This window comes from Paenibacillus sp. SEL3 (assembly GCF_054602585.1).
The window spans coordinates 437,649-457,882 of sequence record NZ_CM137725.1 but is presented as its reverse complement, the minus strand read 5'-3'; the positions used below and the strand labels follow the sequence as shown (position 1 = coordinate 457,882).

The 20,234-nt window shown below is 45.0% G+C and carries 16 protein-coding genes and 1 tRNA gene; 14 read left to right on the top strand and 3 right to left on the bottom strand.

Translation table 11 applies throughout. The features are described 5' to 3' along the window. Positions 1 to 259: 259 nt before the first annotated feature. From pyrR to ACYCS5_RS02245, 10 genes are all read left to right on the top strand, one after another. Entirely contained in the window at positions 260 to 826 is a 567-nt protein-coding gene (pyrR, locus tag ACYCS5_RS02290) for a bifunctional pyr operon transcriptional regulator/uracil phosphoribosyltransferase PyrR (protein ID WP_043882258.1), read from the top strand. Next, a complete protein-coding gene (locus tag ACYCS5_RS02285; RefSeq protein WP_023989427.1) occupies positions 823 to 1,737 on the top strand; it encodes an aspartate carbamoyltransferase catalytic subunit in 915 nt (304 codons plus the stop codon). Before pyrR ends, ACYCS5_RS02285 begins: the two co-directional genes overlap by 4 nt. Positions 1,738 to 1,795: 58 nt before the next feature. Continuing rightward, positions 1,796 to 3,118, top strand: coding sequence for a dihydroorotase (locus ACYCS5_RS02280; RefSeq protein WP_459760738.1), 1,323 nt, complete (start codon positions 1,796 to 1,798; stop codon positions 3,116 to 3,118). Positions 3,119 to 3,179: 61 nt separating this feature from the next. Next, a complete protein-coding gene (carA, locus tag ACYCS5_RS02275) occupies positions 3,180 to 4,316 on the top strand; it encodes a glutamine-hydrolyzing carbamoyl-phosphate synthase small subunit (protein WP_459760737.1) in 1,137 nt (378 codons plus the stop codon). Between the two features lies 1 nt (position 4,317). Beyond that, positions 4,318 to 7,533, top strand: a complete 3,216-nt coding sequence (gene carB, locus ACYCS5_RS02270) for a carbamoyl-phosphate synthase large subunit (protein ID WP_459760736.1) — start codon at positions 4,318 to 4,320, stop codon at positions 7,531 to 7,533. A 67-nt stretch (positions 7,534 to 7,600) separates the two neighbouring features. After that, positions 7,601 to 8,395, top strand: a complete 795-nt coding sequence (gene pyrF, locus ACYCS5_RS02265) for an orotidine-5'-phosphate decarboxylase (protein ID WP_459760735.1) — start codon at positions 7,601 to 7,603, stop codon at positions 8,393 to 8,395. Continuing rightward, a complete protein-coding gene (pyrE, locus tag ACYCS5_RS02260) occupies positions 8,392 to 9,033 on the top strand; it encodes an orotate phosphoribosyltransferase (protein ID WP_013311063.1) in 642 nt (213 codons plus the stop codon). The genes pyrF and pyrE overlap by 4 nt, the downstream gene beginning before the upstream one ends. Positions 9,034 to 9,180: 147 nt before the next feature. Then, a complete protein-coding gene (locus tag ACYCS5_RS02255; RefSeq protein WP_014282411.1) occupies positions 9,181 to 9,345 on the top strand; it encodes a hypothetical protein in 165 nt (54 codons plus the stop codon). 124 nt (positions 9,346 to 9,469) lie between these two features. Next, positions 9,470 to 9,543, top strand: a tRNA-Ile gene (locus ACYCS5_RS02250). 473 nt (positions 9,544 to 10,016) lie between these two features. Next, on the top strand, positions 10,017 to 11,120 hold the full coding sequence (locus ACYCS5_RS02245) for a fibronectin type III domain-containing protein (RefSeq protein ID WP_459760734.1): 1,104 nt from the start codon (positions 10,017 to 10,019) through the stop codon (positions 11,118 to 11,120). A gap of 102 nt (positions 11,121 to 11,222) precedes the next feature. On the opposite strand, the gene ACYCS5_RS02240 is transcribed toward ACYCS5_RS02245, so the two are convergent. After that, on the bottom strand, positions 11,223 to 11,555 hold the full coding sequence (locus ACYCS5_RS02240; protein WP_165149122.1) for a hypothetical protein: 333 nt from the start codon (positions 11,553 to 11,555) through the stop codon (positions 11,223 to 11,225). A 288-nt stretch (positions 11,556 to 11,843) separates the two neighbouring features. Continuing rightward, positions 11,844 to 13,340 (bottom strand): GDSL-type esterase/lipase family protein, encoded by a 1,497-nt coding sequence (locus ACYCS5_RS02235; protein WP_459760733.1) that lies wholly within the window; start codon positions 13,338 to 13,340, stop codon positions 11,844 to 11,846. 168 nt (positions 13,341 to 13,508) lie between these two features. On the opposite strand from ACYCS5_RS02235, the gene ACYCS5_RS02230 reads away from it, so the two are divergent. Continuing rightward, positions 13,509 to 15,770 carry a helix-turn-helix domain-containing protein gene (locus tag ACYCS5_RS02230; protein WP_029517728.1) on the top strand — a complete coding sequence of 754 codons (2,262 nt, stop codon included), beginning with the start codon at positions 13,509 to 13,511 and terminating at the stop codon, positions 15,768 to 15,770. Here the strand turns inward: ACYCS5_RS02230 and ACYCS5_RS02225 are convergent. Then, the gene (locus tag ACYCS5_RS02225; protein WP_459760732.1) at positions 15,767 to 16,666 is read right to left on the bottom strand and encodes a carbohydrate ABC transporter permease; all 900 of its coding nucleotides are present in this window, start codon (positions 16,664 to 16,666) and stop codon (positions 15,767 to 15,769) included. The two genes, ACYCS5_RS02230 and ACYCS5_RS02225, sit on opposite strands and share 4 nt — an antisense overlap. 267 nt (positions 16,667 to 16,933) lie before the next feature. Here ACYCS5_RS02225 and ACYCS5_RS02220 point away from each other — a divergent pair, with 267 nt between their 5' ends. Genes ACYCS5_RS02220 through ACYCS5_RS02210 form a run of 3 tightly spaced genes read left to right on the top strand, consistent with a single transcriptional unit; the run spans position 16,934 to position 20,087 of the window. Next, complete coding sequence (locus ACYCS5_RS02220; RefSeq protein ID WP_459760731.1) at positions 16,934 to 17,893, top strand: ABC transporter permease; 960 nt, start codon at positions 16,934 to 16,936, stop codon at positions 17,891 to 17,893. A 21-nt stretch (positions 17,894 to 17,914) separates the two neighbouring features. Beyond that, a complete protein-coding gene (locus ACYCS5_RS02215) occupies positions 17,915 to 18,538 on the top strand; it encodes a YesL family protein (RefSeq protein WP_013311055.1) in 624 nt (207 codons plus the stop codon). 28 nt (positions 18,539 to 18,566) lie between these two features. Further along, positions 18,567 to 20,087 carry an extracellular solute-binding protein gene (locus tag ACYCS5_RS02210; RefSeq protein ID WP_190297585.1) on the top strand — a complete coding sequence of 507 codons (1,521 nt, stop codon included), beginning with the start codon at positions 18,567 to 18,569 and terminating at the stop codon, positions 20,085 to 20,087. Positions 20,088 to 20,234: the final 147 nt, after the last annotated feature.

Here is a 20,234-nt window from a genome sequence, read left to right as displayed (position 1 = left end):
TCTCACACTATGAGAAGCAGGACAAAGGAAATCCTGAATAGCACCTTTAAATCAGTCCCGTGAGGCTGGCAAGGTAACGTGAATGGATCACTGAGCAGTGCATCCGCTGCGGCGGTATGTCTTCAGTGTGTCCGAGAGATCGGAGAACAGTAGAAGACTGTTCACACGAGACTCCTTGCCAAACTTGGGCAAGGAGTCTTTTTTGTATCCGAACACGGGACCAGGTCTGAAGGGAACATCACCTGAGGAGGCTGGAAGCATGAGTAATGAAACACATGTACTGATGGATGAAATTGCGATTCGTCGGGCATTGACACGGATTGCACATGAAATTTTGGAGAAAAACAAAGGTATTGACGATTGTGTGCTAGTAGGTATTCGAACACGCGGAGTTCATCTAGCACAACGCCTGGCTGAAAAAATTGCTGAGATTGAAGGCGCACCAATTCCATGGGGAGAGCTGGATGTCACAGCCTACCGGGATGACCGGAGCAGCGTAGCCGAAGCTAAAGGAAATGGAAAAGAGCTTTTGATGAATCCTGCTGACGTATCGGTTCATGATAAGAAAGTCATTCTCTTTGACGATGTGCTGTACACAGGCCGCACCATCCGCGCGGCGATGGATGCATTGATGCACTGCGGACGACCGCAAATGATTCAGCTGGCAGTGCTAGCGGATCGCGGACACCGTGAGCTTCCGATTCGTCCGGATTACATCGGCAAGAACATCCCGACCTCCAAATCTGAGGAAATCGTAGTAGCCCTTCAAGAGACGGACGGTAAGGACGAAGTGACAATCATTCAGAACCGGGGGGAACAGCTATGATCACCACAGCCAGTCAACTTAAAGAACGTAGCCTACTCGGGTTAAAGGAACTCAGCCGAAATGAAATCGAGTCCATTCTGGATCGCGCTCATTATTGGGAATCTCAACCAGAAAAACTGGTTCCAGTACTGCAATCACGCTTTGCGGCCAACATGTTTTTTGAAAACAGCACTCGTACCCGCTTTTCTTTTGAAATGGCAGAGAAGCGGCTGGGCGCTCAGGTTTTGAACTTTTCCGCTGCGGCTTCCAGTGTGGAAAAAGGGGAGTCCATTTACGATACAGTACGTACGCTCGAATCCATGGGCATTGATGCAGGAGTCATCCGGTTAAAGCCGGCCGGAGTGCTGCAAGAGCTCGCTGAGAAGGTCAGTGTCCCACTGGTTAATGCGGGGGACGGCAACAATGAGCATCCAACGCAGGCTCTGCTGGACCTGTACACCATGCGCAAAACTTTCGGTGAGCTTAAAGGCTTGAGAGTATCCATCATAGGAGACATTCTGCACAGCCGTGTCGCCCGCTCAAATCTGTGGGCCTTGCAAAAATTCGGAGCCAAGGTAAGCTTCTGCGCTCCTGATAATATGCAAGCACCTGATCTTGCGGCCTACGCGCCCTATGTTCCGATGCAAGAGGCACTACAAGCGGACGTGGTCATGATGCTTCGGGTACAGCTGGAACGGCATGCCGAAGGAATGTTGCGCTCAGCGGATGAATACCGAGAGCAGTACGGTTTGACAGAGAAAAGAGCAGCGAACCTGAAGCCCGGAACGATTATCATGCATCCAGCTCCAGTGAATCGGAATGTGGAAATTGATAGTGCAGTTGTGGAAAGCGAACAATCGCGAATTTTTCCTCAAATGGCAAATGGGGTTCCGATCCGCATGGCGGTTATGGAACGGGCAATGAAGCTGTAGAAGCTGTCAGTAGGATCGTAGGGAAAAGTTGCAAAAACTGAGCGGAGGAATATTTCAGATGAAACAATTAATTATGAATGCAAGCGTATTGAACGAGCAGGGCGAGGCTGAATTGAAATCCATCCTAATCGCCGACGGAAAGATTTTGGCTATCGCAAGTGCGGATGCTGGAATCAGCCTACTTATGGAAGAAGGCGCATCTGGGCAGGAGCGCGAAGTCGAGAAAGTTGACGCCCAGGGGAAGCTGGTCATCCCCGGTTTAATCGACATGCATGTGCATCTGAGAGAACCCGGCTTTGAATATAAAGAAACGATTGAAACGGGTAGCCGCGCGGCGGTGAAAGGCGGATTTACGACGATTGCCTGCATGCCAAACACCCGTCCAGTGACGGACAATGTGGACACAGTTCAGCTGGTATTGAAAAAGGGACAGGAAGCGGGGCTTGCCAAGGTTCTTCCTTACGCAGCCATCACGAAAAACGAACTGGGTCGTGAGCTGACAGATTTTGAAGCGCTCAAAGCAGCAGGTGCCATCGGCTTTACTGACGATGGTGTCGGGGTGCAAAGCGCGCAAATGATGAAGGACGCCATGGCGCGGGCCAAAGCACTGGATATGCCGGTTATTGCACACTGTGAGGATAACACACTTGTTGAAGGAGCGGCAGTGACGGACGGCGAATTTGCCAAGCGCCACGGGCTTAAAGGCATTCCGAACGAATCTGAAGCGATTCACGTCGGACGGGACATTTTACTATCCGAGGCAACCGGGGCACACTATCATGTATGCCATGTCAGCACGGAGCAGTCAGTGCGGTTAATCCGCCATGCGAAATCTTTTGGCATCAAGGTAACGGCTGAGGTATGCCCGCACCACTTGGTATTGTCAGATGAGGATATCCCTGGGCTGGATGCGAACTGGAAAATGAATCCTCCGCTACGCTCCCCGCGTGATGTGCAGGCATGCATCGAGGGACTGGAAGACGGTACGATTGACATCGTCGTAACCGACCATGCAGCGCACAGTGAGGAAGAGAAGGCAAGGGGGATGGAGCTGGCGCCATTCGGGATCGTTGGATTTGAGACGGCCTTCCCGCTGTTGTACACGAAATTCGTAGCTACCGGACAGTGGACGCTGGACTTTCTGGTGCGTCGTATGACTGCTGATCCAGCGCGTGTCTTCCGCCTTGATACGGGACGCCTGGAAGAAGGGGCTCCAGCTGACCTGACCATGATTGATCTGGAGCAGGAGCAGGCAGTTGATCCGCAAACGTTTGCCAGCAAAGGACGCAACACTCCTTTTACAGGCTGGAAGCTCAAAGGCTGGCCTGTGAAAACTTGGGTAGATGGCAAACTGGTATGGTCTGCTGACGAAGTAAAATAAATAGAAACCACTAAAAAAATAGAACCTTATAGCAGGAAACAATATAGAGGAGTGAGACGGGATGCAGGCAAGATTGTTACTTCAGGACGGCACGCTGTTTACAGGCACATCATTTGGTGCGGAAGGTGATAAAACAGGCGAGGTCGTTTTCAACACAGGGATTACAGGCTATCAAGAGGTGCTTACTGATCCCTCTTACTGCGGACAAATCGTAACGATGACTTACCCGCTGATTGGCAACTATGGAATTACTCGTGATGACTTTGAATCGGTACGGCCTTATGTCCATGGCTTTGCTGTTAGACATTACGAGCCAGCGCCAAGTAACTGGCGTGCTCAATACAGCGTGGGCGATTTGCTGAAGGAATATGGCATCATTGGCATTAGCGACATCGACACCCGCATGCTTACCCGGATTATTCGCCATCACGGTACGATGAAGGGCATTTTGACGACTGGTTCCCAGCCGCTGGAAGAACTGAGAGAAATGATGTCTGACTTGACCATTGAAGAACTGCGCAATCAGGTTCCTATGACTTCCACACCTCATCCGTACAGCAGTCCTGGCAACGGAGAGCGGATCGTATTGATTGACTACGGTGCAAAAAGCGGCATTTTGCGCGAACTGAATAAACGGGACTGCGATGTAGTTGTCGTTCCACATGATACGACGGCTGAGGAAATTCGTCGCTTGGACCCAGACGGTATCCAGCTGTCTAACGGCCCTGGAGATCCAAAAGACGTACCCCATGCCGTTCGTACGGTAGCAGAACTGTTAGGGGAATATCCGATTTTCGGAATTTGCTTGGGACACCAGTTGTTCGCTTTAGCTTCGGGAGCGGATACGGAAAAGCTGAAATTCGGACATCGCGGTGGTAACCATCCGGTGAAAGAACTGGAGAGCGGACGCTGCTTTATCACATCACAAAATCACGGCTACACGGTGAATGAGGATTCGATCCAAGGTACTGAGCTTGAAGTGACGCATATTAATAACAACGATAAAACGATTGAAGGTCTTAAACATACCAAGTATCCCGCGTTTTCGGTGCAATATCATCCAGAGGCTGCACCAGGACCTTACGATAATGGTTACCTGTTTGACCGCTTTCTGGACATGATCCGTGAGCACAAAAGAAATCATCCAAAGCAACCGCGTCAGGCTGCTATCGCCGCCGCAGTGAGAGGAGAGCGCTAATATGCCGAAAAATACAGAACTTAAAAAAATACTTGTGATCGGTTCCGGTCCTATCGTCATTGGTCAGGCAGCAGAATTTGATTATGCTGGTACACAAGCTTGTCAAGCGCTCAAAGAAGAAGGCGTCGAGGTAGTACTGATCAACAGTAATCCGGCAACCATCATGACAGACACCAACATGGCAGACAAAGTATACATCGAGCCGATTACACTTGACTTTGTAACACAGATCATCCGTCAAGAGCGTCCAGATGGTCTGCTTCCTACGCTGGGAGGACAGACAGGTCTGAACATGGCAGTGGAACTGGCTCGCGCCGGAGTGCTGGAGCGTGAAAACGTCAAGTTACTGGGAACTCAACTGAATTCGATAGAAAAAGCCGAAGATCGTGATCTGTTCCGTGATTTGATGCGCGAGTTGGAACAACCTGTACCAGAGAGTGTTATTGTAACAACCTTGGAAGAATCGTTAGAATTTGCTAACGAAATCGGTTATCCAATTATCGTTCGCCCGGCTTATACGCTAGGGGGAACAGGCGGTGGTATCTGCTCCACAGAAGAAGAACTGCGTGAAACCGTCAGCTCTGGCTTGAGATACAGTCCAATCGGACAATGTTTGGTGGAAAAAAGTATTGCAGGCATGAAGGAAGTCGAGTATGAGGTCATGCGTGATGGCAATGATAACTGCATCGTTGTCTGTAATATGGAGAACTTTGATCCAGTCGGCGTGCATACTGGCGACAGTATCGTCGTAGCTCCGAGTCAGACGCTGTCAGATCGCGAATACCAGATGCTGCGCTCTGCTTCTCTGAAAATTATCCGCGCCCTCAATATCGAAGGCGGTTGTAATGTACAGTTTGCGCTTGATCCGCACAGTTATCAATACTATGTTATTGAAGTAAACCCACGCGTAAGCCGCTCCTCGGCACTGGCCTCAAAGGCAACCGGATATCCGATTGCTAAAATGGCTGCTAAAATTGCACTGGGCTACACGTTGGATGAAATTGTGAATCCGGTAACGGGACAGACGTATGCTTGCTTTGAGCCAACACTGGATTACATCGTGAGCAAAATACCACGCTGGCCATTTGACAAATTCATTTCTGCCAACCGCAAGCTGGGCACGCAAATGAAAGCAACGGGTGAAGTCATGGCCATCGGACGCACATTCGAAGAGTCCATCCAGAAAGCGGTACGGTCTTTGGAAATCGGTGTACACCGTCTGCATCTTAAGGGAGCCGATCAGCTGTCTGATGACGTGCTCAAGGATCGCTTGATTAAAGCAGATGATGAGCGTTTGTTCTTGGTAGCCGAGGCGTTCCGTCGCGGCTGGCAGCAGCAGGAGATTCAAGATTTGACAAAAATTGACTGGTGGTTCCTCGATAAGGTAGAGGGGATCGTCAAGTTCGAAGCCATCATCGCTGGAGAATCTGTGCTGACCTACGAAACACTCTATCAGGCCAAACGTAAAGGTTTTACCGACCGCTCTATCGCTGAGATTCGCAGTATGGGCCAAAACGACAGTATGACAACCGAGCGTGAGGTACGTGAATTCCGTCTAGCTCAAAACCTACGTCCGGTCTACAAAATGGTAGATACGTGCGCAGCCGAGTTTGAAGCCACAACTCCGTACTACTACTCCTCTTACGAGGTGGAAAATGAAGTGATTCCATCTAGCAAAGAGAAAGTTATCGTACTCGGTTCCGGACCGATTCGGATCGGGCAAGGGATTGAATTTGATTACTCCACCGTACATGCGGTATGGGCTATTCAAAAAGCGGGCTACGAAGCAGTGATTATCAATAACAACCCGGAGACGGTATCTACGGACTTTAACACATCCGACCGCCTCTACTTTGAACCGCTCTTCTTCGAAGATGTAATGAATGTTATCGAGCAGGAAAAACCGATTGGGGTTATCGTCCAGTTCGGGGGTCAAACGGCCATTAATCTCGCAGCTCCACTGAGTGCGGCAGGCGTGAATATTTTGGGTACGAGTCTGGAAAGTATCGATGAAGCGGAAGACCGGAAGAAGTTTGAGCAACTTTTGTCTCGTCTGGCTATCGCACAGCCTAAAGGCAACACGGTCACATCAGTTGATGAAGCAGTAGGAACCGCACAGGCGCTGGGCTATCCGGTTCTGGTACGTCCATCCTACGTTCTGGGCGGACGCGCTATGGAAATCGTGTACTCAGATACGGAATTGCTGCGGTACATGGAAGAAGCGGTTAAAATCAATCCAGAGCACCCGGTGCTCATCGACCGTTATATGTTGGGTAAAGAAGTTGAGGTTGACGCCATCTGCGACGGCGAGACAGTATTGGTACCAGGCATTATGGAGCATGTAGAACGGGCCGGGGTTCACTCAGGTGACTCTATCGCGGTGTATCCACCACAGCACTTGTCTGCCGAGTTGAAACAAAAAATTGTGGAAATTACAATCAGCATCGCTAAGGAATTGAAAACCATCGGTCTGGTAAATATCCAGTTTGTTATTCATCAAGACGAGGTGTACGTGATCGAGGTTAATCCTCGCTCCTCGCGGACAGTTCCTTTCTTGAGTAAAGTAACAAATATCCCAATGGCGAATCTGGCTACACAGGCTATTTTGGGCGGTAAGCTTAAAGATGCAGGTTATTCAGAAGGCCTATGGCCTGAAAGTAATTATGTCTCGGTTAAGGTTCCGGTATTCTCCTTTGCCAAACTGCGTCGTGTAGAGCCGACGCTGGGCCCGGAAATGAAATCGACAGGTGAAGTTATGGGACGCGATATTCAGTATGCCAAAGCACTGTACAAAGGACTTGTGGGAGCTGGTATGAAAATTCCATCCACTGGGGCGATCATCATTACAGTGGCAGATAAGGACAAAGAAGAAGCTGTCGAGTTGATGCAGGGCTTTTACAGACTGGGCTATAAAATTATTGCAACAGGTGGAACAGCGGCTGCTATGGAGCAAGCCAACATTCCAGTGAACACGATCAATAAGCTGAGCGAAGGGAACCCGAACATCCTGGATATGATCCGTACGGGTGAAGCCAACTTTGTCTTCAATACGTTGACCAAAGGCAAAACGCCAGAGCGTGATGGGTTCCGTATCCGCCGCGAAGCAGTTGAGAATGGCATTGTCTGCATGACCTCACTGGATACAGTACGCGCTTTGCTAAGAATGCTGGAAACGATCAATTTCACATCCGAATCCATGCCAGTCCTGAGCAAATAATGCGTTACGAATAGATGTGAGGAAATAAGTAGCACAGGGAAGGACATTCATCAGCTTCGGCTGACGGATGTCCTTTATCACGGGCAAATGCACCCGAATTGACGTAAAAAGGGGATGGAGAACGGTGAATGGAGCATTTCAGCAGATGGCAGGACGGCTGATGGTTGCGTTAGATTATCCCAATGCACAACAGGCTGAGCAGTTAATTCGGCAGCTAGAAGGGATTCCTTGTTATATAAAAGTAGGTATTCAACTGTTTTATAGTGCAGGGCCAGCTTTTGTAGAACAGCTAAAGTCCAGAGGATACTCCGTATTTCTAGATTTGAAAATGCATGATATCCCTAACACGGTGCGGGGAGGGGCAGAGAGCATTACCCGCTTAGGTGTAGATATGTTCAACGTACATGCTGCTGGGGGCGTTAATATGATGTCAGCCGCTAAAGCTGGTGCAGAAGCAGCTATTTCCGCAGACAGCTCGCTTTCCATGCCGCTCATTATTGCAGTCACACAGCTGACCAGCACGGATCAGACGACTATGAATAAGGAGTTGGGTATTCCTGGTACGGTGCAGGATGCAGTGGTTCGTTACGCACAACTGACCCGTGAGGCGGGACTGGATGGTGTGGTAGCTTCACCTTTGGAAGTGCCTGCCATTCGTGCTGTATGTGGATCAGACTTTAAGACGATAACTCCTGGCATACGCCCGGCAGGTAGTGCTACAGGCGATCAGTCGCGTGTGCTTACACCTGGCCAAGCCATTGCACAAGGCAGCAGCTACATTGTCGTTGGACGTCCTATCACCGCAGCAGCAGACCCACGCGCCGCAGCGGAACACATTATTGAGGAGATGATACAAGTATGACCACATTCAATAGTATACCTGAGCAAATTGCATCCCATCTGTTACGTATTCAGGCGGTGGCATTGCGCCCACAACAGCCTTTTACATGGACATCTGGCATTAAATCGCCAATCTACTGTGATAATCGCCTGACCATGTCCTACCCGGAGGTGCGCGAGCTGATCGCAGACTCATTTGCTGCTCTTATTCGTGAGCAATACCCCGAAACTGAAGTCATTGCAGGGACAGCTACAGCAGGGATTCCTCATGCAGCCTGGGTGGCGCAAAAGCTAAATCTGCCAATGGCCTATGTAAGGGACAAAGCCAAAGGACATGGGAAAGAAAACCAAATCGAAGGCCGTATTAGCGCAGGTCAGAAGGTTATGGTTATCGAGGATCTTATTTCTACAGGAGGCAGCTCCATTAAAGCAGCACAGGCCGTAGCACAAGCAGGCGCTCAGCCATTAGCAGTACTGGCCATTTTCAGCTACCAGCTAGACAAAGCGACTCAAGCCTTTGAAGAAGCGGGTGTGGAGCTGCAAAGCTTGTCCAATTATACAGCCCTGATGAACGTTGCCTTGCGTGAAGGAACCATTCAGGAAGAAGAGATGGAACTGCTGCGTTCCTGGCGCCAGGACCCCGCTTCCTTTGGTAAATAAGATGAGCTATAGAGGCCAATAGGTCTAATGATTAGAGCGATTCGTACTCTTTGCTAACCATTGTAGATTGTTATGGCCCAGGCCGTGTAAATCGAATTCGATCCGGTTACACTAACTCCTACCATCATGTGAAAAGAGGGAGCTCGGATGTATTGGATTTACTATGGCAGACTGTACACGACTAAATTTCAGGCAGGATGTCTGGCAAAAAGGTTGGAGCACGACGGCTGGATGTATGGCTACAATGATCCCCGCGCAGTGGAGGTGTACCGCTCGCGCAAAGGTCGTTATGGTGTCCGATTTATTCCGTAAGTCCACAAAAATAATTTTTAAAAAGAAAATTTTCGAAAGACTATTGACGAAACACAAGAAAATGTTGTATATTAATTAACGTTGCTGTTATGAATATGTGACGTGAATATACATGTTTTTTTGAGGGCCCTTAGCTCAGTTGGTTAGAGCGGTCGGCTCATAACCGATTGGTCGGGGGTTCGAGTCCCTCAGGGCCCATTTCCTCAAAAACCCTTGCTAAGCAAGGGTTTTTTTGTTATTTTCATTTTTTTGTACTTAAAGGTCATGGGGAATAGTGGCTTAATACTTATCAAATGGTTACATTTTGGTCATGTTGCTTTCTTTATCGGATTGTTTCATTTCAAATAGATGAATACTCTATATAATTGAAAAACATTTCTTTAATGGAACCAAAACCTTATTTTATAAAGGAAGTTTAAAAAGATCTAGGCGGTAAGCTGTTTCTGGTAGGCAACCTGAAACAGCTTATTTAACTTTCGTTTTAGCTTATGTAGGTTATTAAAATTGTTACCCATCTCCGCGAGAGCTTATTCATCATTAGTATCCAATAAAAAATAAATATTCAAATATGTGGATTATTTTTATAGATCAGCAAGTTTATGTTTAGATAAGTTTTGAGGAATATGTTAACTTAGTATCTGTTCAAAAGATAGATTACTGGGGGAATATATATGAAAAAGAATCTCATTAAGAAAATTTTTATATTGTTCAGCGCATCATTATTTTTACTAACCATATTTTTAAATTTAAGAACGTATGCAGCAACATCAGTTGGGCAAGCATTACCTACTCCAGAGAGTGGATGGCAACGATATGAAGAGCTTGCACCTGGATTTACTTTTGAAGGTAATGGGTGGCAAATCCCAACTGCAGGGAGTTATTCTGGAGGGAGTGAAAAGTTTACACTTAACCCAACGCTACATTCTGTTAAATTTCAATTCTGGGGTACGGATCTAAGATTAATTAGTTATAGAGGGGGAGATAGACAAACATCTATTCAAGTAAATATTGATGGTGTTGATTATAATTACTCTGCTAATGGTCAAGCACAAGTGACTACCCTTTTATTTGAAAAAAGGAATTTAGAAAATAAATTACACTCTGTAGTGGTAAGTGCAAGCAACTCAAGCGTTTATAATATATTCGAATTAGATGCTTTAGATATCAACGACACTGGATATTTAGTAAATCCTAAAATCAGTGTTCCTTCAAATCTATTTGCAAAGGCAGGAGACGCTAAGATAGATTTGAGCTGGACAGCAAGTTCCGATAAAATAGAATATACTATTAAACGCAGCACTACTTCTGCAGGTCCATATGATACAATTGCTTCCAACGTCAAAACTCCATCATATTCTGATACCTCTGTGGTCAATGGAACAACATACTATTACGTAGTTACAGCAGTAAGTAATAATGGTGAAAGTGAACTTTCTAAAGAAGCATCAGCTACTCCACAAGGAGAAAAGCAAACAGATCCCGATACAGACAATCCATCTCAACCTAATCCTGAACCATCTGAGCCAGCACAACCAACAGGTGATCGTGCAATTCTTGTAGTGACTATCACAAATGGTTTCGAGAAGGAATTTGATCTAAGTATGAAGGAAATTAACAACTTTATAGCGTGGTATGATGCAAAAGATGCCGGTCGTGGTCAATCATTTTATAAAATTGATAAACACGATAACAACAAAGGCCCATTCAGCAGTCGCAAAGATTACGTAATCTTTGACAAGATTCTGACATTTGAAGTAAGTGAATTCTCTAAATAAATTGAAATCCCCTGCTGTAATGGCAGGGGATTTTTTCGACAATGCATCGTATTCTTGCTAATTATTGGCTAAGCGCGCCAAGGCACTTTGCTAGCTAAATATTTAGTTTACCTTGACGGTATACACCATTCTCAATTTACCGTTACCGCCGTAAATTTCTACTCTTGCGCTCGTTGCAGTGGTGGTGGTTACCACGCCGGAAGAGGAGACTGTGACATTTCCGCTCGCCACTTTATAAGTATCCCCTGGGTAATTTGACAGCGCATAGGAATAATTTCGTGGCAATGTAGCCGTTCTGTAATATACTCCGTTAACTTGTACAACTGGCGTAATTACCGGAGAAGGGCCTACTGCCGCGGAAGCGCTAGGGACGATGATACTACCAATTAGCCCCAAAGACATAGCTGTTGATAATAGTATTTTCTTAGTATTCATAAAAAATTCCTCCTGATGTATGATATGAGCTCCTAAAATATACCATGTTAAATTATTGACTTCGTTTTATTCGACAAATGTTGTCAAAATAATACAACAAAACGATTCTAAAGTCCTATAAGATACAAAATAATTAAAATATAACAATTAAAGAAATTCATTTTATTGTACTGCATTTTTGAACTATTCTCTATAGCTGGACCATCTTTACCTAATCTGAACAAAAAACGGACGTCGGAGTGATACGCTCGAGGTCCGTTTTCGTATTTGTATATTTGGCACTTGATATCAGTTGACAAGTTGGTGTGCAAGTCTCTCATCGCTGTCTAGATTCCTTTCTACCATACGCTGTTTTAATGCAGACAGTTCCGCACACTGACGAATGGCTTCCGCTATAAGCTGGGCGACCTGTTTGGCTCCTTCGTCAGAAAAATGGGTATTATCCGTTATACCAGCGGGGTAATTAGGGTGCGCTTTTTCAGGCAAATGCATAAATAGCTGCTGGGACTCTTTTTCACCCATGGAACGATAAAGCCGCTGAGAAGCTTCAAAAATATCGAGCAACGGTGTTTGGGTTTCCAAGGCTACTTGTCTCATGGCAGCGGGATAGGCTCCTACAGCCAGCGGATCAGGTTCACCGTCTGCGGTGAATCGGCGGCGGCTTACAGAGGTCAATAGCACTGGAATTCCACCACGCTCCCTAGCGGACTGAATGTAATGAATTAAGTTTTGACGATACTCTCCATCAGGATCGGTATAGCGAGTGGGGTCTTCTTTTTTCTCATCGTTGTGTCCAAATTGAATAAACAGATAGTCTCCAGCTTGAATATCTTTTTCAATATTAGCTAATCGGCCTTCTGTTATAAAAGATTTGGTGCTTCGCCCATTGACGGCACGATTGTCCACATGAACAGACGGTGCCAAGTAGCTTTGCAAGTGTTCGCCCCAGCCTGTCATCGGTTTTTCGGTAGCCCCTTTTTGAGCTGCAGTGGAGTCCCCGGCGATAAACAGTCGAGTTGTCATCTGTTGTCTCGCCCGAGCATATCCATGTTTTTGAAGCCAAGTTTCCGCCATATTGAGCCATTGACGGCATTCGTGGTTGTCTTCTGACAGTCCCAAGCCGTGTCGTCCTTCCTCAAATACATGCAGTTCAAACGGAATACGTTCCCTGGATAATGAAAAAGCGAACAACAGACTATTTTCTACCGGTACTGCCCCATCATTGGCTGTAGTCCACATCAAAGTTGGAGGTGTCTTTGAAGTCACTTGCCGATCGGATGAAAAGGCTTGAAGCTGTTCCAGCGTCGGCTGTTCCCCTAAAAAATGCGTACGGCTTCCGATATGTGTATAAGGCTCATAAAATGAAATTACAGGGTATCCCAACAACAGAAGATCTGGCTTTACCGTCCCTATAGTGGAGACAATGGAGGCCAAGTGACCGCCTGCTGAAAAACCGATGAGCCCCACTTGGTCAGGGATGACCAGCCAGTCTTGCGGTGTTTGGCGAATCCATTGCAGAGCATGTTCTACATCCTCCAACAAGGAAGTAATCTCGAAATCACCGACTTGATACTCCAGCACACCCGCATGAATACCTAGATCGTTTAACCACCGAGCTATAGGCTCTCCTTCATGTGAGGCCAAATGCTCGTAACCACCGCCAGGTAATACCAATATAAAAGGACGAGCTTCACCAACTGCTAGGGGATAGAGGGAGAGAAAGGAAGTTTCTGACGGAAATTCTTCTTTTACAATCGGTTCTTTAGGACTAACAACATGTAACATAAGTAATTCCTCCAAATTTCTTTTTAACTGCCGCCAACCAAACAAAATCGACTTAAATTGGAATGATACGGATGTAAAAAATAATGCACACGTGAAAAAAATGATTTAAACCTTGTTATGAAAGCGCTATAATTTTGATGTGATGCAAAGAGCCAGAGGGGGAGCGCAATGAAAAAAGGAAGAATGTTCTACACCATTTTTATTACGATTCTGGTTTTAGGAATAGGATTTGTGGCCAGTTTTGGCAGCTACATCTATTTTACAACAATTAGCTCCGTTGTGGAGAGGGTTTCCAATACCAAGCAAAGCTATATGGCACAGATCAGAAATAGCCTGGAGCAGAAAATTCAAACGATTGAATATGCTTTTAATACGTATAGCACGACCAGTTCCTTTAATGATGTTGTGAAAAATCCCATTACAGAAAAAGATTTTATAGCGTATCGGAATGTGAATACTCAGCTCAATTATATTGCTACAATGGGATTAGAGGGAACGGAATATTCACTCATCAGTCTGGATCAGAATTGGAGAATCTCCAATGGAAGCCTGTCTTATTTGACGAAAGCAGAAAGGGAGAAGCTGGTTAATACCTATATCGACCATCAGAATCAGGGACTATTCTGGGTTAAAACAGATAAAGGGATTCGTTTTGTTAATACCTTGCCTGTATTCTCTAAGAAGAAGCAAGCCATTGCTCTGTCGGATATTTCGCTGCAAACATTAAATCATACGATTCAAACCGAGGATCATATGGCTGTTTTTATCTTGAATAATCAAGGCGATTTAATGTATGAAACCCAGCCTGCCGAACAATTATTGTCCACCCAGCAGCTCCAGCATATTTCAGAAGCCACAGTGAAGCCGAGCAACACAGGTATGCTAACTTTGGAGAAAACGGATCAGCAGCCTGCACGACAAGTCATTTACGCCAAATCTGCCTATAACAATTGGACTTACTTAACAGTATTAGATAAAAAAGAAATTGCGGATGCCTTTCAAACGACCAAATTTGGGATCATCATGATGGGACTTGTATTAACGCTCTTAATGGTGGTAGTGGCGTACTTCATTGCCATTTACTTTACAAAGCCATTTCAGCAAATAAAACGAAGCTTGCCTAAAAATCCTAATTTCGCTTTCAAAAATGAACCTTCTAAAAATGAAATTGAATGGATTATTAATTCCATCGATAACATTGTAACCGAGAAGGAAAGCTTGGAAAGTCTCATTCAGTCCGAAATGCCACAGTTGGAAACCCAATTGATTCTCAACCTGTTCCGCAAACGTATTTCTGCAGAGGAATTGGCACGAAAAATGCCACGCTTGGGTTATCCGCAGATCGAGAATCAAATGTATATTACCTTGTTAGTCCAACTGGATAATCTGGGAGATCGAGATCCCTCGGATAAAGATGTTTTGCTGCTGGCTATTAACAAAATCGTAGAAGAAACGATTCCAGAGCAGCAGCGAATGCTTCCCATCATTTTGAACGATAACACTCAGGCCACCATATTAATTTTGACAGGGTTGAGCGAACAGGAAATGAGAAAGCAAGTCTTGGATGATGCGACCCTTTTGGTTCGAAACGTAAAAGAGTATTTAAATGTTTCCATCAGCATCGGCATTAGTACGGCGTATGATAACTTATTAGAAAGTAAAGAAGCCTGTGAGATGAGCAAGCAAGCTTTGCATCACCGTTTAAATTTAGGCAAAGAGTCGATTATTTTTTATGAAGATATTTCCATGGTCATTTCAGGTCCGGTGCTGCTCCATTATCCTACGGAATTGGAATCAAAACTATTTGATGCCATCCGAATAGGGGACGAAGAGCAGGTATATCATACCGTGCACTCATTATTGGAGGAAATGATGGTAAAAAACAATCATTCCATGAACTTTGAGGTGCTGTTGGTACGGTTTGTGAATAACCTCATCCAATTAGAGCAACTATTAGGGATTGAAGTGCTGCTGACGCAAGACAATCATGCCTTGTATCATCGTTTGCTGGACATCCGTAATCCGGAAGAGATAGAACGTATGCTGATAGAGCAAGTTATTTTCCCCATGGTAAAAAGCATGAAGGAGAAGACCAACCAGCAATTCCGCTGTCTCTCGGAGAAAATTGCTGCTATTATCCGTGCTGAATATGACCAGGAATTATCATTAGAACTCATTGGAGACCGACTTCATTACAATCCGAATTATTTAAGCAGTATTTTCAAAAAAGAATACGGAACGACGTTTAGTGAATATCTGATGGGCTACCGGCTGCAAATGGGTAAGAAGTGGCTCGTTGAGACAGATATGACGATTAAGGAAATCGCCGAGCGACTGCAATATCATAATTCGCAAAACTTTATCCGCTCTTTTCGGAAAAAGGAACAGGTTACACCGGGAGCTTACCGAAAGATGAAGCAAGCCAATTAGCCTTTAACCGCGCCTAACAAAGCTCCTTTGACAAAGTGCTTCTGCACAAATGGATATACGATTAACATTGGAACGGTCGCAATGACAATGACCGCCATCTTAATGGTCTGCGCAGGCGGGATGACATCTACAGCAGTTCCTTCTGCCTGCATACCACTGGAAACGATTACAATTTGCCGAAGCAAGACTTGAATCGGCCATTTGGCAGAATCATTGATATAGAGAATGGCGTGCATATACGTATTCCAGTAGGCAACAGCGTAGAATAGAGAGATGGTTGCAATAGAAGGCAGGGCTAATGGCAACATAATTTTAAAGAAGATACCAAAATCGTTGCACCCGTCCATCTTGGCTGATTCCTCCAGATCATCTGGCAGCGCTTGAAAAAAGTTACGCATGATAATCAGATTAAACGCATTAATGGCCACGGGCAGAATCAATGACCAATACGAATTGATAAGCCCCATGCTTTTTACAACCAGGAATGTTGGAATCATCCCCCCACTAAACAACATAGAAAACACGACAATGAAGTTAATCGTATTGCGGCCGAGTAGATATCTTCGGGATAATCCATAAGCCATAAAAGCAGTAAATATCATACTTACAACTGTACCGACGATCGTTACGCCGACCGAAACCCCCAGACCTCTAAAAATGGTGGGAGTCGACAGAATATAACGGTAGGCATCCAAGGAAAAAGTAACTGGGAATAAAATGAACTTCTTGGCTATTACTTCTTCGGTTGAGGCAAAAGAGCTGGCGATGATATTCAAAAAAGGTAAGAGACAAGTGAGGGCAATGAGAATCAATAGTGTACTGTTTACAATGTTGAAAATACGACTGCCCAGCGATTCTTTTTTTCGTAATTTTTTTTTTCGTAATGGCTGTGTCATGTGGTTGACCTCCTTGTAATCGTTTACATGTCAACCTTATCAAGAGGAAAGAATTCCGTATATAATCAAATCTTGAGGTGTTCTCTAATCATGGAAAAAGCGGATGCTCATTAGGTTGTGTAGTAATCATTAGCTAAGGTGAAAAGGTTGAAAAGTAGGCTACACACCCAATTTTGTAAACGCTATCATCTGATGATTATATGCGGAATGATGAAAATCGCGTACTCTTGAAAACGTATACAGGATCGTTTGAAGGAGGTCGAACTAATGAAAGTTTCAAGTGTCCCCGCATCAAACATGAAAATGAAAAAGAACAAAAGAACGACGGAAAGCCTTTTACGAATGCAGAAACACAAGTTGCTCTATTTAATGGTTTTGCCCGGACTGGTGTACTTCATTATTTTTAAGTACTTTCCTATGGGGGGATTGGTGATTGCATTTCAGGATTATCAAGCTTTTCAGGGAATCACAGGTAGTCCATGGGTAGGAATGAAGCATTTTATTCGTTTATTTACCGAACCCACGTTTTTTATGCTGCTCCGCAATACGCTGGTTTTGTTTGCATTGAACATTGTAATCTTTTTTCCATTGCCCATCATTTTGGCACTCATGCTGAACGAGGTTAGGAAGATGTTTTTTAAAAACATTATTCAAACCATTATCTACATCCCGCACTTTATGTCATGGGTTATCATTGTTTCGATTTCTTATGTATTCCTAACCGTAGACGGTGGGGTGCTGAACGAAATGATTGCCGCGCTAGGCGGTGAGAAGATTAGCTTCTTAACTTCTCCGCAATGGCTACGAACGGTCTACATCGGGCAAGTGATTTGGAAGGAACTCGGCTGGTCTACCATCATTTATCTTTCTGCGATTACAGTGGTAGATACGCAATTGTATGAGGCAGCAGAGATGGACGGAGCTGGGCGCCTAAGAAAGACATGGCACGTTACCTTGCCTGCGATTCGCCCAGTCATTATTACATTGTTAATTTTGAAAATCGGTAGCACGTTGGATTTGGGCTTTGAGCATATGTATCTGCTATTGAACTCCTTAAACCGCGAAGTTGCCGAAATCTTTGACACCTATATTTATACTGCGGGCTTAAAGAATGGACAATTAAGTTTCAGTACGACGGTAGGACTTTTTAAAGGTGTGGTAGGTTTAATCCTGATAATGGGCTCCAATCGACTGGCCAAGAAATTTGGTGAAGACGGCGTTTACTAATGACGACGGGAAGGATGCAAAATGGTACGGTTTGTAGAAAACATGAACAAATGGTGCATGCGCCTGCTACGCTTGGTCTATCTTAACTTGCTTTGGACGGTTGCGACGATTCTGGGCTTGGGTTTTATAGGCGTTGGGCCTGCAACCGTCGCTATGCTTAGTATTTTAAGACAGTGGATTCGGGGCAATGAGGAAGTCGCCATTTTCTCGACGTTTGTACGTTACTTTAGAGAAAGCTTTAAAGAAGCAGCAATCATTGGCGGGCTTTACAGCCTTGTGGGTTACGTGCTCTACGTAGATATAGTCAACGTCTCGTCCTGGTATGTTCGTGTGGTGACGCTTATTGGAGCCTTTTTGTATCTTATCTCTTTGGCCTACATTTTCCCGCTGCTGGCTCACTATGATTGGAAAGGTATCAGACTGAAGGTCAAAATGTCGATAGTGATTGGATTTTCGTATTTACAATATACGCTTGTTCTTTTTGTAGCCATTGTCGTGCTTTTTGCATTGATTCTAGGCTTGTACCCAGGAATTCTAACTTTTGCCGGAGCAAGTATTATGGGTTATCTCGTGATGTGGATGACGCATCAGGTGTTCAGCAAAATAGAGCGAGAGGTTCTGGTGAAAGAGGAAGATATGGCATAAATATATAAACAGAAAAGGAGCAAACACGATGAAAAAGGGAATCACGACGAAAAAGGGAGTATCGGGCCTTCTTGCTGTACTAATGGTCATGAGTGTTTTTTTAGCTGCTTGCGGTGACAAGGGAGCTGAGGATCAAAGCGGCCAAACCTATGATCCGAAGTCCAAACTGGAATTTACCTGGTTAAACGTATTGCATACAGCTTCTCCGCCTACAGAAACGATCAAAAGTAAAATTGAAGAATACACCAATTCTAAGATCACGTTCAATTGGGTGCCTGACGCTTCTAAAGAAGAGAGAATCACTACTGCGCTTGCTTCTGGCGAATTGGCCGATATGGTGACGCTGACGATGATGACAAATTCTTCAGTGCGTAGTTCATTGAAATCAGGACTATTCTGGGATGTAGGAAAGTATTTGGATGATTATGAAAATTTGAAAAAGATCCCGCCTGAAGTTCGGGAAGCCGCATCCATTGAAGGGGTACTGTATGGTGTTCCGTTCCAGAAGAATCTGGCTCGGGCTGGTCTGGTCATTCGCCAGGATTGGCTGGATCGCTTAGGACTGAAGGTGCCGACGACACTGGATGAGTTGTATGAAGTTGCGAGAGCGTTTACAGAAGATGATCCAGATGGGAATGGAAAAAAAGATACGACTGGGTTTGTTGACAGATCGGATCTACGCTACAGCAGCTTCAAAACTTTAAGTTCCTACTTTGGCACACCGAATGGCTGGAAAGTAGATGAAAGCGGAAAGTTTACACCGGAATTTGATACTCCTCAATATTTGGAAACCTTAAAGTATTCCAATAAGTTATACAAAAACGGATATCTCTCTAAAGACTTTGCTGTAACCGCTAAAACGGACCAGCAGCAACAATTTGCACAAGGTAAAGCAGGTATTTATACAGGCATGATCGATATTTCTAACCTCAGAACCTTGTCCCAAGGCTTACAAAAGGGGCTGAAGCTGGTACCGGTTAACAAGATCTCAAATGGAGATGGTAAATACCACGTATGGTCTGAGGGAAGCGGGGTTGGAGGTTTGCTGGCATTTCCGAAATCTGAAGTAAAAACAGAAGCTGAGTTGAAGAGACTGCTGCAATTTGTAGATGATTTAATTGACAAAGATGTATATATGTATATGACCGGTGGTATTGAAGGCACTCATTATAAAATCGAAAAAGATGGAGCCTTCAAAATTACGAATACAGATTTGTGGCAAGCAGATGTTCAGCCGTTTTCAAGCTCCAGACCAAGTGAAGTGACTTATAACTTAAAAGATGCCAATCCAGAAAAGGAACTGGCTAATGAATTAGTCCGAGAAAATAATGAATTTGCTGTTCTGGACCCGACCGTGCCACTGGATTCAGTCACCGCTAATGAGCAAGGAACAGAGCTGGAGAAAATCATTACCGACGCCTCCTTCAAATTTATTATGGGTGAGCTTGACGAAGCCGGATTTAAAGCAGCCGTAGAAAACTGGAAAAACTCCGGTGGATCACGGATTACTGCTGAGTATGAGGAAGCGTATAAGAAAACGAAAAAATAAAGATATAGGTTGAGCATGAGTGTACATGAATTGCCACTACGCAGGCGGAAGGTGCTTACCATCGCTGACACTTGTCCAGCACCATTCCGCCTATTCCGTTTTCCAGTGTATTTTCAAGCCCAGTCTATAAATCATTTTCGTATTCAC

Bases quoted from the DNA above. Each gene is read 5' to 3' on its own strand.
- pyrE (WP_013311063.1), top strand. From the start codon at position 8,392: ATGACCACATTCAATAGTATACCTGAGCAAATTGCATCCCATCTGTTA.
- pyrF (WP_459760735.1), top strand. From the start codon at position 7,601: ATGTCCTTTATCACGGGCAAATGCACCCGAATTGACGTAAAAAGGGGA.
- carB (WP_459760736.1), top strand. From the start codon at position 4,318: ATGCCGAAAAATACAGAACTTAAAAAAATACTTGTGATCGGTTCCGGT.
- ACYCS5_RS02210 (WP_190297585.1), top strand. From the start codon at position 18,567: ATGAAAAAGGGAATCACGACGAAAAAGGGAGTATCGGGCCTTCTTGCT.
- ACYCS5_RS02255 (WP_014282411.1), top strand. From the start codon at position 9,181: ATGTATTGGATTTACTATGGCAGACTGTACACGACTAAATTTCAGGCA.
- ACYCS5_RS02220 (WP_459760731.1), top strand. From the start codon at position 16,934: ATGAAAGTTTCAAGTGTCCCCGCATCAAACATGAAAATGAAAAAGAAC.
- ACYCS5_RS02225 (WP_459760732.1), bottom strand. From the start codon at position 16,666: ATGACACAGCCATTACGAAAAAAAAAATTACGAAAAAAAGAATCGCTG.
- ACYCS5_RS02215 (WP_013311055.1), top strand. From the start codon at position 17,915: ATGGTACGGTTTGTAGAAAACATGAACAAATGGTGCATGCGCCTGCTA.
- ACYCS5_RS02285 (WP_023989427.1), top strand. From the start codon at position 823: ATGATCACCACAGCCAGTCAACTTAAAGAACGTAGCCTACTCGGGTTA.
- ACYCS5_RS02240 (WP_165149122.1), bottom strand. From the start codon at position 11,555: ATGAATACTAAGAAAATACTATTATCAACAGCTATGTCTTTGGGGCTA.
- ACYCS5_RS02245 (WP_459760734.1), top strand. From the start codon at position 10,017: ATGAAAAAGAATCTCATTAAGAAAATTTTTATATTGTTCAGCGCATCA.
- ACYCS5_RS02230 (WP_029517728.1), top strand. From the start codon at position 13,509: ATGAAAAAAGGAAGAATGTTCTACACCATTTTTATTACGATTCTGGTT.
- carA (WP_459760737.1), top strand. From the start codon at position 3,180: ATGCAGGCAAGATTGTTACTTCAGGACGGCACGCTGTTTACAGGCACA.
- pyrR (WP_043882258.1), top strand. From the start codon at position 260: ATGAGTAATGAAACACATGTACTGATGGATGAAATTGCGATTCGTCGG.
- ACYCS5_RS02235 (WP_459760733.1), bottom strand. From the start codon at position 13,340: ATGTTACATGTTGTTAGTCCTAAAGAACCGATTGTAAAAGAAGAATTT.
- ACYCS5_RS02280 (WP_459760738.1), top strand. From the start codon at position 1,796: ATGAAACAATTAATTATGAATGCAAGCGTATTGAACGAGCAGGGCGAG.